Consider the following 14,500-nt stretch of genomic DNA (forward strand, 5'->3'; position numbering starts at 1 on the left):
CGGACCGCGCTCAGCCCAGGAAGTCGTCCAGGAAGTCGCGAAGGGCGGCGAGGACGAGGTCGGGCCGCTCCTCCTGCAGGGTATGGCCGCAATCGAGCGCGAAGCCGCGCACGTCGCGGGCCTTCTCGCGCCACGTCGCCAGCACGTCGTAGGTCCGCCCGACCGTCCCCCGCGCGCCCCAGAGGGCCAGGAGCGGCACTTCGATCCGCCGGTCGGCATCGGCCGCGTCGTGCTCCAGGTCGATTCCCGCCGCCGCCCGGTAATCCTCGCAGATGGCGTGGCGCGTGGCCGGATCGCGGTAGACGCGCAGGTACTCGGCGAACAGGTCCGGGCTCGGGCTGCCCGGCGTCTTCGACTGGCCCTCGACATGGGTGCGCAGGAAGAATTCCGGGTCGGCCGCAATCAGGCGCTCCGGCAGGGGCGCCGGCTGGATCAGGAAGAACCACCAGAAATAGGCCGTGGCGAAGGCCTTGTCGGTCCGTGCGTACATCGTCGCGGTCGGCGCGATGTCGAGCAAGGCCAGCCGGGTGACGGCGTCGGGATGGTCCAGGGCGAGGCGGTGCGCGACGCGCCCGCCGCGGTCGTGGCCGACCACGGCGAAGCGGTCGTGGCCGAGGCGCCGCATCACCGCGACCGCGTCGGCGGCCATGGCGCGCTTGGCGTAATTCGCGTGGCGCTGGCCCCCCTCCGGCTTCTCCGAGTCGCCATAGCCGCGCAGATCCATCGCCACGACGCTGTGGCGCTCGGCCAAGCGCGGGGCGACGGCGTGCCAGGTCGCATGGGTCTGCGGATGCCCGTGCAGCAGGAGGACCGGCGGACCGGACCCGCCGAGGGATGCGCGAATGCGGAGGCCGTCGGCATCGATGTCGCGGAGCGCGAAGCCCGCCAGGAACGGATCTGCCGTCATGTCGTGCACCTCACCGTACGAGTCAGTGTCGGGCTGCGTCGTCGTGGCCCTCGAAGGACCGGCGTCCCGAATGCGATGCCCGCCGCGCCTACCGCTTGGCGAAGCCGATATCGGCGGCTACGCCCGCGAGCCGCGCCGGGTCGCGTTCCTTGCGCTCGCTGTAGCGGTCCACGAGGTACTCGGCCCGCCCGCGGATCAGCAGGGTGAACTTCATCAGTTCCTCGCAGACATCCACCACCCGGTCGTAGAGCGGCCCGGCCTTCATCCGGCCAGCCTCGTCGAACTCCTTGTAGGCCATCGGCACCGAGGATTGGTTCGGGATGGTGAACATCCGCATCCAGCGCCCGAGCACGCGCAGGCTGTTCACGGCGTTGAAGCTCTGCGAGCCGCCAGAGACCTGCATCACCGCGAGCGTGCGCCCTTGCGTCGGGCGCACCGATCCTTCGCTGAGCGGGAGCCAGTCGATCTGGCTCTTCATGACGCCGGTCAGGTTGCCGTGCCGCTCGGGACTGACCCAGACTTGACCCTCGGACCAGATCGACAGGGCACGCAATGCTTGCACCTTCGGGTGGTCGGCCGCCGTGTCATCGGGAAGCGGCAGGCCGTGGGCGTGGAAGATGCGGACCTCGCCGCCCATCGCCTCCAGCAGCCGCGCCGCCTCGTAGGCCAGGAAGCGGCTGAACGAGCGCTCCCGCAGCGAGCCGTAGAGGATCAGGAAGCGCGGCGGGTGGCTCGCTGGCGCCGACGCGTGAACCCGTTCCGCCGTCGGCACCTCGAAGTGGCTATCCGAGAGTTGCGGCATCCCATCGGAGAAGGGCTGCTGGGTCTTGTCCAAGGTAGCGGATCCCGATACGTTCCAACGAACGTTGAATTGATGGATCAATCATGAACGAACGGCAAGCCCTCGCGGCTTTCGCCGCATTGGGCCAGGAACACCGCCTGCGGATCGTGCGCGTGCTGGTCACGGCCGGGCCGGAGGGTTTGGCGGCCGGTTCGCTCGCGACCGAGATCGGGGTCGCGAGCACGAACCTCTCCTTCCACCTGAAGGAACTCTCCCATGCCGGGCTGATCACCTCTCGGCGCGAGGGCAAGTCGGTGGTCTACAGCGCCGCCTATGCCGGCCTGTCCGATCTGATCGCCTTCCTGATGCGCGATTGCTGCCAGGGTCGGCCGGAGGTCTGCGAGACGGCGCTGGCAGCGCTGTCCGCCTGCAACTGCCCCACCGGAGACACCGCCTGTGCTTGAGTCCTTGCCTGAGGCGTTCGACGTCGTGATCTACCACAACCCGGCCTGCGGCACCTCGCGCAACACGCTGGCGATGATCCGCAACGCCGGCATCGAGCCGCACGTGATCGAGTACCTGAAGACGCCGCCGAATCGGGCGCTCCTCGAGCGGATGCTCGCCCGTGCCGGTCTCTCGGTCCGCGCGGTGCTCCGCGAGAAGGGGACGCCTTACGTCGAACTCGGCCTCGACGACTCTGGCTTCACCGACGCGCAACTCCTCAATGCCGTCGAGGCCCACCCGGTCCTCCTCAACCGGCCACTGGTCGTGAGCCCGAGGGGCGTGCGCCTGTGCCGGCCGTCCGAGGTGGTGCTGGACCTGCTGCCCCCGCAGCAGGGCGCGTTCGTGAAGGAGAACGGCGAGCGCGTCGTCGACACGCAGGGCCGTCGCGTCGCCACTGCCTGAGGAAAATCGCTCGTGTCCGTGTTCGAACGCTACCTCACCCTCTGGGTGGCGCTGTGCATCGTAGCCGGCATCGCGCTCGGCCACGCCCTGCCCGGCCTCTTCCACGCCGTCGGCTCGGCCGAGATCGCCCGGGTGAACCTTCCCGTCGCCGTCCTGATCTGGCTGATGGTCATCCCGATGCTGCTCAGAATCGATTTCGCCTCGCTGCGGCACGTCGGCAGGCACTGGCGCGGCATCGGCGTGACCCTCTTCATCAACTGGGCCGTCAAACCCTTCTCGATGGCCGCGCTGGCCTGGCTGTTCGTGGGCACCCTGTTCCGGCCCTCCCTGCCGGCGGATCAGATCGACAGCTACATCGCCGGTCTCATCATCCTGGCGGCGGCCCCCTGCACCGCCATGGTGTTCGTGTGGTCGAACCTGACCCGGGGCGAGCCGCATTTCACCCTGAGCCAAGTGGCGTTGAACGACACCATCATGGTGGTGGCGTTCGCCCCCATCGTCGGCCTGCTTCTGGGGCTCTCGGCCATCACGGTGCCCTGGGGCACCTTGGTCCTGTCGGTGGGGCTCTACATCGTGATCCCGGTCCTCATCGCACAGGCCCTGCGCCGCAGCCTGCTCGCCTCCGGCGGCCCCGCCGCGCTCGGCCGGGTGCTCGGCCGGCTCGGACCGGTCTCTCTGGCGGCGCTGCTCGCCACCCTGGTGCTGCTGTTCGGCTTCTAGGGCGAGCCAATCCTGGCCCAGCCGGCAGTCATCGCACTCCTGGCGGTGCCGATCCTCATCCAGGTCTACCTGAATTCGGGGCTCGCCTACCTGATGAACCGTGTTGCGGGCGAGCCGCACTGCGTCGCCGGCCCCTCGGCGCTGATCGGTGCCTCGAACTTCTTCGAACTCGCGGTGGCCGCCGCCATCAGCCTGTTCGGCTTCAACTCGGGCGCGGCGCTCGCCACCGTGGTCGGCGTGCTCGTCGAGGTGCCGGTGATGCTCTCGGTGGTGTGGATCGTGAACCGCAGCCGGGGCTGGTACGAGCGCGGTGCGGCGGGCAAGGGAGCAAGCCTGACTCACGCGTCCCGCGAGGCCTGAGCCGGATCGCCCGCGTCTCGACGCGTCGGCGCGCGCGCGGTGGAGCGCGCCTGCGCGGGGGCGTGGCGGCCGCTCCTGATGACGGACTGATACCGGAGGTTCCGTCTTCGTCTTGTTCCCTAACGGGGTCGGCGGGACTTCTCGCGCCACCGGGCCTTCGCCCGCGTGGAGTTCGAAAATGACTGTCCTCCGGCACATCGCCGCCGAATTCAGGGCCGACCGTCTCTTCGCCCCGATGATCCTGGGCCTCGGTGCGTGGTCGGCTCTCGCCCTCGCGATGCTGGCCCTGAACGTCCTCGACGGGCTGCCCGCATCGTGAGCGTCGGGGCTCGTCTCGGCCCGCGCTTCCCGGCCGCCGCCGTTCCCTGTGCGCATGAGGATGCGCGGGGCCGCAGCCGCGGACTCCGGCCCATCGGCGGGCGCTGCCCCGTCTGCGGCGTGCCCTATCGCGGCTTCGCGGATGCCGAGACCGGCGTGATCCGGGTCGACCGCGCCCGGTGGCGCGCCGCCTGCCCCGGAGCCCTGCGCCTCGCGGCGCCCGGCGCCTGCCGGGCGCTTCAGGCCGTCTGGCGGCCGGAGACACAGCCGGCAGGCGCGCTGAAGCCGGGAGCGGGTCGATCCTGATGCGATCCTTATAAGATCGCATGCCTCTCCCTCTCGAACCCTAACGCGGTTCCCGTCCAGATTCGGGACCGGCCCGGATCGGCCGCGGGGCGACCGCGGCTACCGGCCGAATCGATACGGACCCTCCCATGCTCGACATCGTCTTCCTGCTCGGCGGCCTCGCCTTCTTCGGCCTCGCCGTCGGTTACGCCGCGCTCTGCGAGCGCCTCTGAGAGGCTTCGATGACCCTCGATCTCGCCCTGGGCGCCCTCGTGACCGCGGGGCTGCTCGCCTACCTCACCTTCGCCCTCGTCCGCCCGGAACGCTTCTGAGCGGTTTCGCGCGGCCCTGACGGACCCCCCTCCCATGACCTTCAACGGATGGATCCAGATCGCGCTGTTCTGCGCGGTCGTCCTCGCGCTGGTGAAGCCGCTCGGGCTCTACATGACCCGCGTCTTCACCGGCGAACGCACCCTCCTCTCGCCCCTGCTCGCTCCGATCGAGCGCGGGCTCTACCGCGCCGCCGGAATCGACGCGCGCCACGAGCAGACCTGGCTCGGCTACGGCCTCGCCATGCTCGTCTTCCACGGGCTCGGCTTCCTGTTGCTCTACGCGGTGCTGCGCCTGCAGGACGGGCTGCCGCTGAACCCGATGGGTCAGGCGGCAGTGGCGCCGGATCTCGCCTTCAACACCGCGGCGAGCTTCGTCACCAACACGAACTGGCAGAACTACGGCGGCGAGAGCACGCTGTCGTATCTCAGCCAGATGCTGGGGCTGACACACCAGAACTTCCTCTCGGCGGCCACCGGCATGGCGGTCGCCGTCGCGCTGATCCGCGGGTTCTCCCGCGCCTCGGCCCGCACTGTCGGATCGTTCTGGGTCGATCTCACCCGCTGCACCCTCTACGTGCTGCTGCCGCTCTGCGCCGGGCTGGCTCTGTTCTACGTGGCGCAGGGGATACCGCAGACGCTGTCGCCCTCCGTCGAGGCGACGACGCTGGAGGGGACGAAGCAGACCATCGCGCTCGGTCCCGTGGCGAGCCAGGTCGCGATCAAGATGCTGGGCACCAACGGCGGCGGCTTCTTCAACGCCAATGCCGCCCACCCGTTCGAGAATCCCACCGCATTGGCGAACTTCGTCCAGATCGTCTCGATCTTCGCGCTGGGCGCCGCCTTCACCAACGTCTTCGGCCGCATGGTCGGGGACGAGCGCCAGGGCTGGGCGATCCTCGCCGCCATGGGCGTGCTGTTCCTCGCGGGCGTCGCGGTCACCTACGGCAGCGAGGCGGCGGGCAGTTCCGTCCTGAACGGGCTGGGTCTCTCCGGCGGCAACATGGAGGGCAAGGAGATCCGCTTCGGTATCCCCGCCTCCGCCCTGTTCGCGGTGGTGACGACGGCCGCCTCCTGCGGTGCGGTCAACGCCATGCACGACTCGTTCACGGCGCTCGGCGGCCTGATCCCGATGCTCAACATGCAACTCGGCGAGATCATCGTCGGCGGCGTCGGCGCGGGCCTCTACGGGATGCTGGTCTTCGTCGTGGTGGCGATCTTCGTGGCCGGGCTGATGGTCGGGCGCACGCCCGAATATCTCGGCAAGAAGATCGAGGCGCGGGAGGTGAAGATGGCGATGCTGGCCATCCTCTGCCTGCCGCTGATGATGCTGGGCGGCACCGCGCTCGCCACGGTGCTCCCGGCGGGGCTGGCCGGCCCCGCCAATGCCGGCCCGCACGGCTTCTCCGAGATCCTCTACGCCTTCACCTCGGCCGCGGCCAACAACGGCTCGGCGCTCGGCGGGCTGACCGGCAACACGCTGTTCTACAACAGCCTGCTCGCCATCGGCATGCTGGTCGGCCGCTTCTTCGTCATCGTGCCGGCACTCGCCATCGCCGGCTCGCTCGCGGCCAAGAAGACGCTGCCCGCCTCCGCCGGCACCCTTCCCACGCATGGCGGCCTGTTCGTCGGGCTCCTCGTCGGCGTCATCCTGATCGTCGGCGGCCTGACCTTCTTCCCGTCGCTGGCGCTCGGCCCCATCGTCGAGCACTTCGCCGGCGCGGCCGGGCAGACCTTTCCGGCGGGGGGCTGAGAATGCCGCGCGCCCTCTCCTCCCGGCGCATACCGCGCCCCCACCCGGCGCTGCGCCGCCGGCCCCGGCACCGGGCGCACGGCGGCCCGCTCCGGCCGGCCCGCTCGTCCGACCTCGTGCTGGCGCTCCTCGGCGTGGCCCTGCTCGGCGGTCTCGCCCTGCTGGCGGCCTTCGCCCTGGCCGCCGGCACGGCGGCGCCCTGACCCCATCCAAGGTCTGGCCGGACGCGCCGGGCCCCCTCCCCCTTCCGGACGCAACGATCCATGTCCCGTGAGAAAAAATCCCTGTTCAGCGCTGCCCTGGTCGGGCCGGCGCTCCTCGGCGCGCTGACCAAGCTCGATCCGCGCGCCATGATCCGCAACCCGGTGATGTTCGTGGTCGAAGTGGTGGCCGCTCTGACGACGCTGCTCTTCCTGCGCGACCTCACCATGGGCGGGAGCGACCTGTTCTTCTCCGGCCAGATCGTGCTGTGGCTCTGGTTCACCCTGCTGTTCGCCAACTTCGCCGAGGCTCTCGCCGAGGGGCGCGGCAAGGCCCAGGCCGAAAGCCTGCGCCGCACCCGCACCGAGATGACGGCCAAGCGCCTTACAGGCCCCGGCGGCCGCCACGAGACCGTGCCCGGCACGTCGCTCAGGGTCGGCGACGTGGTGCTGGTCGAGGCCGGCGACCTGATCCCCTCGGACGGCGAGGTCATCGAGGGCGTCGCCTCCGTCAACGAGGCCGCGATCACCGGCGAGTCGGCGCCGGTCATCCGCGAATCCGGCGGCGACCGCTCGGCGGTGACCGGGGGCACTCAGGTGCTATCCGACGCGATCAAGGTGCGCATCACGGCGGCGGCCGGCTCGACCTTCGTCGATCGCATGATCGGCCTCGTCGAGGGCGCGGCGCGCCAGAAGACGCCCAACGAGATCGCGCTCAACATCCTGCTCGCAGGGCTGACCATCGTGTTCGTCTTCGCGGTGGCCTCGATCCCGAGCTTCGCGGCCTATGCGGGCGGGTCGATTCCCGTCATCGTGCTGGTGGCTTTGTTCGTCACGCTGATCCCGACCACCATCGGCGCGCTGCTCTCCGCCATCGGCATCGCCGGTATGGATCGGCTCGTGCGCTTCAACGTGCTCGCCATGTCCGGCCGCGCCGTCGAGGCGGCGGGCGATGTCGACACGCTGCTCCTCGACAAGACCGGCACGATTACCCTCGGCAACCGGCAGGCAACCGCGTTCCGGCCCGTCCGCGGCGTCTCCGAGCAGGAACTGGCCGACGCGGCGCAACTCGCCTCGCTGGCCGACGAGACGCCGGAGGGCCGCTCCATCGTCGTGCTCGCCAAGGAGCAGGCTGGCATTCGCGCCCGCGACATGGCCGGGCTCAACGCCACCTTCGTGCCCTTCACCGCGCAGTCGCGCATGTCGGGCGTGGACCTCGACGGCAGCGCGATCCGCAAGGGCGCGGTCGAGGCCGTGATCGCGGCGGTCTCCGGCTTGCCGATGGCGACCCGCGGCTCGGGCGCGGCGCTCGCCTACCATCCCGCCGAGACGGAGGCCGTGGCCGAGGTGCGGGCGATCGCGGACGACATCGCCCGGGCCGGCGGAACGCCGCTGGCGGTGTCCAAGGACGGCCGGTTGCTGGGCGTCGTCCACCTGAAGGACATCGTGAAGGGCGGCATCCGCGAGCGCTTCGCGGAACTCCGCCGGATGGGCATCCGCACGGTGATGATCACCGGCGACAACCCCGTCACCGCGGCCGCCATCGCGGCGGAGGCCGGCGTCGACGACTTCCTCGCCCAGGCCACCCCGGAGGACAAGCTGGCCCTGATCCGCAGGGAGCAGGCCGAGGGCAAGCTGGTGGCGATGTGCGGCGACGGCACAAACGACGCGCCCGCCCTCGCCCAGGCCGATGTCGGCGTCGCCATGAACACCGGCACGATGGCCGCCCGCGAGGCCGGCAACATGGTCGACCTCGATTCCGACCCGACCAAGCTCATCGAGATCGTCGGCATCGGCAAGCAGTTGCTGATGACGCGCGGGGCGCTCACCACCTTCTCCATCGCCAACGACGTGGCGAAGTACTTTGCCATTATCCCGGCGATGTTCCTGACGCTCTACCCGCAGCTTCAGGCGCTCAACGTCATGGGGCTCGCCTCGCCCCAAAGCGCGATCCTCTCGGCCATCATCTTCAACGCGCTCGTCATCGTGGCGCTGATCCCGCTGGCTTTGCGGGGCGTCACCTACCGCGCGGTCGGCGCGGCCGCGCTCCTGCGGCGCAACCTCCTCGTCTACGGCCTCGGCGGCGTGCTGGTGCCCTTCATCGGCATCAAGGCCATCGACATGGCCGTCTCCGCCCTCCACCTCGCTTGAAGAGAGACCGCCCATGTCGAACCTGCTTCGCCCCGCCCTCGTCCTCCTCGTCGCCCTGACGGCGGTCACGGGGCTGGCCTACCCGCTTGCCGTCACCGGCCTCGCCGGGATCATCTTCCCGGCCGAGGCCGCCGGCAGCCTGATCCAGCGCGACGGCCGGGTCGTCGGCTCCGCCCTGATCGGGCAATCCTTCACGGACGCCGGCAACTTCCACGGCCGGCCCTCCGCCACGACCGCGCCGGACCCGGCCGACGCGGCCAAGACCGTGCCGGCACCCTACAACGCGGCCAATTCCATGGGCTCCAATCTCGGTCCCACCAGCGTGGCGCTGGCCGAGCGCCTGCGGGGTGACGTTGAGCGGCTCAAGGCCGAGAATCCGGGCCAGCCGGTGCCGGTCGATCTCGTCACGACGAGCGGCTCGGGGCTCGATCCCGACATCTCGCCCGAGGCCGCCCTGTTCCAGGTGCCGCGGGTCGCCAGGGCCCGCAACCTGCCGGAGGACACGGTTCGCGGCCTCGTCACCGCGCAGGTCCAGGGTCGCACCCTCGGCCTTCTCGGCGAGCCGCGCGTCAACGTGCTGGCGCTGAACCTCGCTTTGGATGATTTAAGTCGAAGATAATCGGCTAGGAACGTTCAAGATGCCTCAGATGGATCATGTCTCAAGTTTGAGACGCCGCTATCAGGCGATGCCGAACTTGGAGCTGAAAGAGGCCATTATCGCGGAATGCGCAGATTTTATTTCTGCTAGTCTCGATAAAAAGGAAATAAAAGACAGGATTTCTTCATCGATTGACTCGGAATTTTGGCAGCAATTCTCCGAAATTCTAATTCATTATTATTTGAAGCGATACGGTTTCGATTTCTCTCATCCACCGAGTGGTCCGGACTTTAAGATAAAGTATGACGATACAACGATCCATGTTGAAGTGATCACGCCAAAGCCTGAGGGTATCCCTTCGTATTGGATCAATCATGTCCCTGGTACCGCTGTATCTTTTCCGCACGAAGAAATCCTCCTTCGCTGGACCGCTGCAATTAAAGAGAAGGCCGAAAAACTTCTAGGAAAGAGGGATGGTAGCACAAAGGGTTATCTCGAAAAGGGAATCGTGGGGCCAGATGATGTCTATGTCATAGCAGTCAATGCACGACTGCTAAGAGGGTTTAGTGGAATGTGGGGACAGATCAATGGTATAAGCCAGTTTCCCTTTGCAGCGGAGGCAGTTTTTTGTCTCGGCCCCATGCAGGTCAAAATTGACAGAAATTCTCTGAAAATCGTCGATAGCGACTATCAATATAGGGCAGAAATAATAAAACCAAACGGAATTGGTGTTCCTGCAGACACTTTTCTCGATCAGCATTTTTCGCAAATAAGTGCAATTTGGGCGGTTGATCTAGACGAGTCAATACTTGTTGGACGGCCGCAGCCTACGGCGATAGTCCACAATCCAAGCGCCCGCAATCCACTTCCTATCAAAGTGCTGCCATCACAGGTCGAGTACGTCGCCGAAGCATTTGAGGACGCCTATAAACTGATGAGCAGCGTAGGAATATGTGCTGCTGATAGCGGTTTCGAGACAAGTGAATTCTAACTCTCGCGACCCGAACCGTCCCTCGCCCGACGCCCTGCTCGAAGCGGCGCGCCGGGAGGAGCGGACGCGCGGCCGGCTCAAGGTCTTCCTCGGGGCCGCGCCCGGTGTCGGCAAGACCTACGAGATGCTCACCGTCGGGCGGGCCCGGCTCAAGGCCGGCGCCGACGTCGTGGTCGGCGTGGTCGAGACCCACGGCCGGGCCGAGACCGAGGCGCTGCTCGACGGCTTCGCGATCATCCCGCGCCGCGCCGTCCCCTTCCACGGCACGGTGCTGGAGGAGATGGACCTCGACGCGCTGCTCGCCCGGCGGCCCGAACTCGCGCTCGTGGATGAGCTCGCCCACACCAATGCACCGGGCTCGCGCCACCCGAAGCGCTACCAGGACGTCGAGGAGCTGCTCGACGCCGGCATCGACGTGCTGACGACCCTGAACATCCAGCACGTCGAGAGCCTCAACGACGTGGTGGCCTCGATCACCCGCATCCGGGTGCGCGAGACGGTGCCGGACAGCGTCCTCGACCGGGCCGACGACATCGAGGTGGTCGATCTCAATCCGGACGACCTGATCGAGCGCCTGAAGGCGGGCAAGGTCTACGTTCCGTCGAACGCCGAGCGGGCGCTCAAGCACTACTTCTCCCGCGGCAACCTCACGGCGCTTCGCGAACTGGCACTGCGGCGCACCGCCGACCGGGTCGACGATGAACTGCTGAGCCACATGCGGGCCAACGCGATCCCCGGCCCCTGGGCCGCGGGCGAGCGCGTGCTGGTCTGCGTCAGCGAGGACCCGCGAGCGGCCGGCCTGGTGCGCTACGCCAAGCGGCTCGCCGACCGTCTGCACGCGCCCTGGACGGCGCTCTGGATCGAGGGACCGCGGGCGGCTTCGCTCAGCGAGACGCAGCGCGACCGGATCGCCGAGGCGCTGCGGCTCGCCGATCGGCTCGGGGGCGACGCCGTCACCCTGCCGGGCGGGCGGCGGGTCGCCGACGACGTCCTGGCCTATGCGCGATCGGCCAACGTGAACCACATCATCGTCGGCAAGGCGACGCGCTCCTGGGGCTTCGAGCTCCTGAACGGCTCGGTGGTGCACGACCTCGTGCGGCGATGCGGCGACATCAGCGTGCACGTGGTTCCGGGCGCGGCCGTGCCGGCCGAGCCGGCGGCCCGCCGTCCTGTGGCCACCGCTGCGCCGCCCGCGGGGATCGATCTCCCGTCCTACGCCCTCGCGCTCATCGTGACGGCGGCCGGGCTCGGCCTCGCGCTCCTGCTTCAGCCCTATACCGGCGTCGAGAACGCCGACCTCATCCTGCTGACGGCCGTGGTGGCTGTGGCGGTGCGCCTTGGCCTGGGACCGTCGCTGGCGGCGGTGGTGACGGCCTCGCTCGCCTACAACTTCTTCTTCCTGCCTCCGGTCTATACGCTCACCATCGCCGATCCGACCAACGTCGCCGCCTTCCTCCTCTTCACCGTGGTGGCGGTCATCGTCTCGAACCTCGCGGCGCGGGTGAGCCGCTCGGCCCTCGTCAGCCAGGGTCGGGCGCGGGCGACCGAGCGGCTCTACGGCTTCTCCCGCAAGCTGTCCGGCTGCGGCACCCTCGACGACGTGCTCTGGGCCACCTCCGCGCAGGTCGCGGCCATGCTGAAGGTCCGGGTCGTGCTGCTGCTGCCCGAGGCTGGAGCCGTCACCGTGCGGGCCGGCTACCCGCCCGAGGACCAGCTGGACGAGGCCGACCGCGCCGCCGCCCAATGGGCCTTCGACAACGACCGCCCGGCCGGGCGCGGCGCCGACACGCTGCCCGGCGCCCGCCGCCTGTTCCTGCCGATGCGCACGGGCCGCGGCACCCTCGGCGTGATCGGCCTCGACGCCGACGGTACCGGGCCGCTCCTGACGCCGGAGGGACGCCGCCTGCTCGACGCGCTCGCCGACATGGGCGCGCTCGCCCTCGAGCGCGTGCGGCTGGTGGAGGATCTAGACCGGGCCGAGCGCGCCGCCGAGACGGACCGGCTGGCGAGAGCGCTCCTCACCTCGATCAGCCACGACCTGAGGACGCCGCTCGCCTCCGTGCTCGGCGCGGCCAGTACGTTGCGCGATCTCGACGCGGCGCTCCCACCCGAGGCCAAGGCGGACCTGCTGGCGACCATCATCGAGGAATCGGAGCGGCTCAACCGCTTCATCGCCAACCTCCTCGACATGACCCGCCTGGAGGCCGGCGCCGTGGCGCCGAACCTCGCGCCTCAGGACGTGTCCGAGACCGTCGACACGGCCCTGCGCCGGGTGGACAAGGTGCTGGCGGGCCACCGGGTCGCGGTGGATGTCGCGTCCGACCTGCCGACCCTGAGGCTCGACCCGGTCCTGTTCGAGCAGGTGCTCGTCAACCTCCTCGACAACGCCGCCAAATACGCCCCCGAGGGCACACGGGTGACCGTGCGCGCCCGAAGGGACGGCGGGTCCGTCCGCATCGAGGTGCTGGACGAGGGCGACGGTCTTCCCGAGGCGGAGGCCGAGCGCGTGTTCGACAAGTTCTACCGGGTGCGCAAGAGCGACCGGGTCCGCGCCGGCACGGGCCTCGGCCTCGCCATCGCCCGCGGCTTCGTCGAGGCGATGGGCGGGAGCGTCACCGCCGCCAACCGCCAGGACCGGAGCGGGGCCTGCTTCACCGTCACCCTGCCGGTTCCGTCCGGGACCGCGAAGGACGCCGCGAAGGATATCGCCGCATGAGTCCGACCCCATGAGCCCAACCCCATGAGCCCGACCATTCTGGTCATCGACGACGAGCCGCCGATCCGCAAGCTCCTGCGTATGGGGCTGTCCACGCAGGGCTACGCCATCCTGGAGGCCGGCAACGCCGCCGCCGCCCTGGCGGTGCTGGGGCGGGATAGGGTCGATCTGGTCATCCTCGATCTCGGCCTGCCCGACATGCGCGGCCACGACCTGCTTCGTGCGATCCGCGCGGATCATCCCGGCCTGCCCGTGGTGGTGCTGTCGAGCCGGGACGACGAGGGCGGCAAGGTCGAGGCGCTCGACCTCGGCGCGGACGACTACGTCACCAAGCCCTTCGGCATGGCGGAGCTGCTCGCCCGCCTGCGGGCGGCCCTGCGGCACCAGCTTGCGATCCGGGGCGAGCGCCCGGTCTTCCGGGTCGACGGCCTCTCGGTCGATCTCGTCCGGCGCATCGTGCGGGTCGACGACGTCGAGGTGAAGCTCACCCCGCGCGAGTACGATTTCCTGCGGGTCATGGTGATGCATGCCGGCAAGGTGCTGACCCACGCCCAGCTCATGCAGGCGGTCTCAGTCTCGTCGGAGCCGCAATACCTGCGCGTCTACATCCGTCAGTTGCGGCAGAAGCTGGAGGTCGACCCCGAGCGCCCGCGCATCCTCCTCACCGAGACCGGCGTCGGCTACCGCTTGCGGGCTCCGGATGACGAACCAGCCCTCAAGCCGCCCCCGGCCGTGACGGGGACGCATCCCTGATGCGGGCTCCCATAGGCCCGGTGCTGGACGAGGCCGTGACCCTCGACAGCATCCTCGCGCCGGGACGCGTGATCCACGGCCTGCGGGTCTCCGGCAAGGCCGCCCTCCTCGAAGACCTGGCCCGGCGCGCGGCGCGGGCGCTCGATCTCGACGCAGGCGCGATCCTCGCGGCCCTCGTCCGGCGCGAGGGGCTCGGCTCGACCGGAATCGGTGGGGGCGTGGCCCTGCCGCACGCGCGTCTGGACGCCCTCCGGCGGCCCTACGGCCTGCTGGCGCGCCTGCGCGATCCCCTCGACTTCGAGGCGATCGACGAGCGGCCGGTCAACCTCGTGTTCCTCCTGCTGCTGCCCGCGGCGAACGGCGGCGAGCCCCTGAACGCCCTGGCCTGCGTCGCCCGCCGGCTGCGGGACCCGGACACCGCGACGGCCCTGCGCGGCGCGCGCGACGCGGCCGGCCTCTATGCGCTGGTGAGCGGCCGGCCCCTCGGCAAGGTGTAAGAGTGCCTCACAGAACTCCCGGTCCCTGACCGTTCTCGCTCTGCCGACGACAGCGCGGCGGGACTTTCGTGAGAGACACGAACCCTGAGTCCGGGCTTTCGCCTCCGGACGGCTGGAATCGGCCCCGGCGCCTGGCGCTGTCGTCAATTCGATGCACGGAGCGCGTAGGGAGCGGTGCCGTCAACCTCGCCGTCGCGCATGCAGGATTGCCCGGGGCGGAAAGGCGTCGCGGCGG

The 14,500-nt window shown here is 69.3% G+C and carries 15 protein-coding genes and 1 pseudogene; 14 read left to right on the top strand and 2 right to left on the bottom strand.

Annotated features, from left to right (window positions below; translation table 11 throughout):
* Nucleotides 1-10: 10 nt before the first annotated feature.
* Together FHU13_RS18730 and arsH are read right to left on the bottom strand one after the other, a co-directional pair.
* The gene (locus FHU13_RS18730; protein ID WP_183437362.1) at nt 11-907 is read right to left on the bottom strand and encodes an alpha/beta fold hydrolase; all 897 of its coding nucleotides are present in this window, start codon (nt 905-907) and stop codon (nt 11-13) included.
* Nucleotides 908-995: 88 nt separating this feature from the next.
* Complete coding sequence (gene arsH, locus FHU13_RS18735) at nt 996-1,742, bottom strand: arsenical resistance protein ArsH (protein WP_246714734.1); 747 nt, start codon at nt 1,740-1,742, stop codon at nt 996-998.
* A 50-nt stretch (nt 1,743-1,792) separates the two neighbouring features.
* Here arsH and FHU13_RS18740 point away from each other — a divergent pair, with 50 nt between their 5' ends.
* The 14 genes and pseudogenes from FHU13_RS18740 (at nt 1,793) to FHU13_RS18805 (ending at nt 14,265) form a co-directional block, all read left to right on the top strand.
* Nucleotides 1,793-2,152 (top strand): helix-turn-helix transcriptional regulator, encoded by a 360-nt coding sequence (locus FHU13_RS18740; RefSeq protein WP_183437363.1) that lies wholly within the window; start codon nt 1,793-1,795, stop codon nt 2,150-2,152.
* A gap of 4 nt (nt 2,153-2,156) precedes the next feature.
* On the top strand, nt 2,157-2,594 hold the full coding sequence (gene arsC / locus FHU13_RS18745) for an arsenate reductase (glutaredoxin) (protein ID WP_183437416.1): 438 nt from the start codon (nt 2,157-2,159) through the stop codon (nt 2,592-2,594).
* A gap of 12 nt (nt 2,595-2,606) precedes the next feature.
* Nucleotides 2,607-3,674: pseudogene (gene arsB, locus FHU13_RS18750) on the top strand (ACR3 family arsenite efflux transporter).
* 178 nt (nt 3,675-3,852) lie between these two features.
* Entirely contained in the window at nt 3,853-3,993 is a 141-nt protein-coding gene (locus FHU13_RS18755) for a hypothetical protein (RefSeq protein ID WP_183437364.1), read from the top strand.
* Nucleotides 3,990-4,298, top strand: a complete 309-nt coding sequence (locus FHU13_RS18760) for a hypothetical protein (protein ID WP_183437365.1) — start codon at nt 3,990-3,992, stop codon at nt 4,296-4,298. The genes FHU13_RS18755 and FHU13_RS18760 overlap by 4 nt, the downstream gene beginning before the upstream one ends.
* Nucleotides 4,299-4,519: 221 nt before the next feature.
* Nucleotides 4,520-4,609 (top strand): K(+)-transporting ATPase subunit F, encoded by a 90-nt coding sequence (locus tag FHU13_RS18765; RefSeq protein WP_183437366.1) that lies wholly within the window; start codon nt 4,520-4,522, stop codon nt 4,607-4,609.
* Between the two features lie 34 nt (nt 4,610-4,643).
* A complete protein-coding gene (gene kdpA / locus FHU13_RS18770; RefSeq protein ID WP_183437367.1) occupies nt 4,644-6,359 on the top strand; it encodes a potassium-transporting ATPase subunit KdpA in 1,716 nt (571 codons plus the stop codon).
* A gap of 2 nt (nt 6,360-6,361) precedes the next feature.
* Entirely contained in the window at nt 6,362-6,562 is a 201-nt protein-coding gene (locus FHU13_RS18775) for a hypothetical protein (protein ID WP_183437368.1), read from the top strand.
* A 60-nt stretch (nt 6,563-6,622) separates the two neighbouring features.
* Entirely contained in the window at nt 6,623-8,710 is a 2,088-nt protein-coding gene (kdpB, locus tag FHU13_RS18780) for a potassium-transporting ATPase subunit KdpB (protein ID WP_183437369.1), read from the top strand.
* A 13-nt stretch (nt 8,711-8,723) separates the two neighbouring features.
* The gene (locus tag FHU13_RS18785) at nt 8,724-9,329 is read left to right on the top strand and encodes a K(+)-transporting ATPase subunit C (RefSeq protein ID WP_183437370.1); all 606 of its coding nucleotides are present in this window, start codon (nt 8,724-8,726) and stop codon (nt 9,327-9,329) included.
* A gap of 19 nt (nt 9,330-9,348) precedes the next feature.
* A complete protein-coding gene (locus tag FHU13_RS18790; RefSeq protein ID WP_183437371.1) occupies nt 9,349-10,299 on the top strand; it encodes a hypothetical protein in 951 nt (316 codons plus the stop codon).
* Nucleotides 10,289-13,015, top strand: a complete 2,727-nt coding sequence (locus FHU13_RS18795) for a sensor histidine kinase KdpD (RefSeq protein WP_183437372.1) — start codon at nt 10,289-10,291, stop codon at nt 13,013-13,015. The genes FHU13_RS18790 and FHU13_RS18795 overlap by 11 nt, the downstream gene beginning before the upstream one ends.
* 24 nt (nt 13,016-13,039) lie before the next feature.
* Nucleotides 13,040-13,768 carry a response regulator gene (locus FHU13_RS18800; protein WP_183437373.1) on the top strand — a complete coding sequence of 243 codons (729 nt, stop codon included), beginning with the start codon at nt 13,040-13,042 and terminating at the stop codon, nt 13,766-13,768.
* Nucleotides 13,768-14,265: a PTS sugar transporter subunit IIA gene (locus FHU13_RS18805; protein WP_183437374.1), complete on the top strand. Its 498-nt coding sequence runs from the start codon at nt 13,768-13,770 to the stop codon at nt 14,263-14,265. The genes FHU13_RS18800 and FHU13_RS18805 overlap by 1 nt, the downstream gene beginning before the upstream one ends.
* Nucleotides 14,266-14,500: the final 235 nt, after the last annotated feature.

The sequence above is a fragment of the Methylobacterium sp. R2-1 genome (assembly GCF_014191355.1).
Classification (GTDB): domain Bacteria; phylum Pseudomonadota; class Alphaproteobacteria; order Rhizobiales; family Beijerinckiaceae; genus Methylobacterium.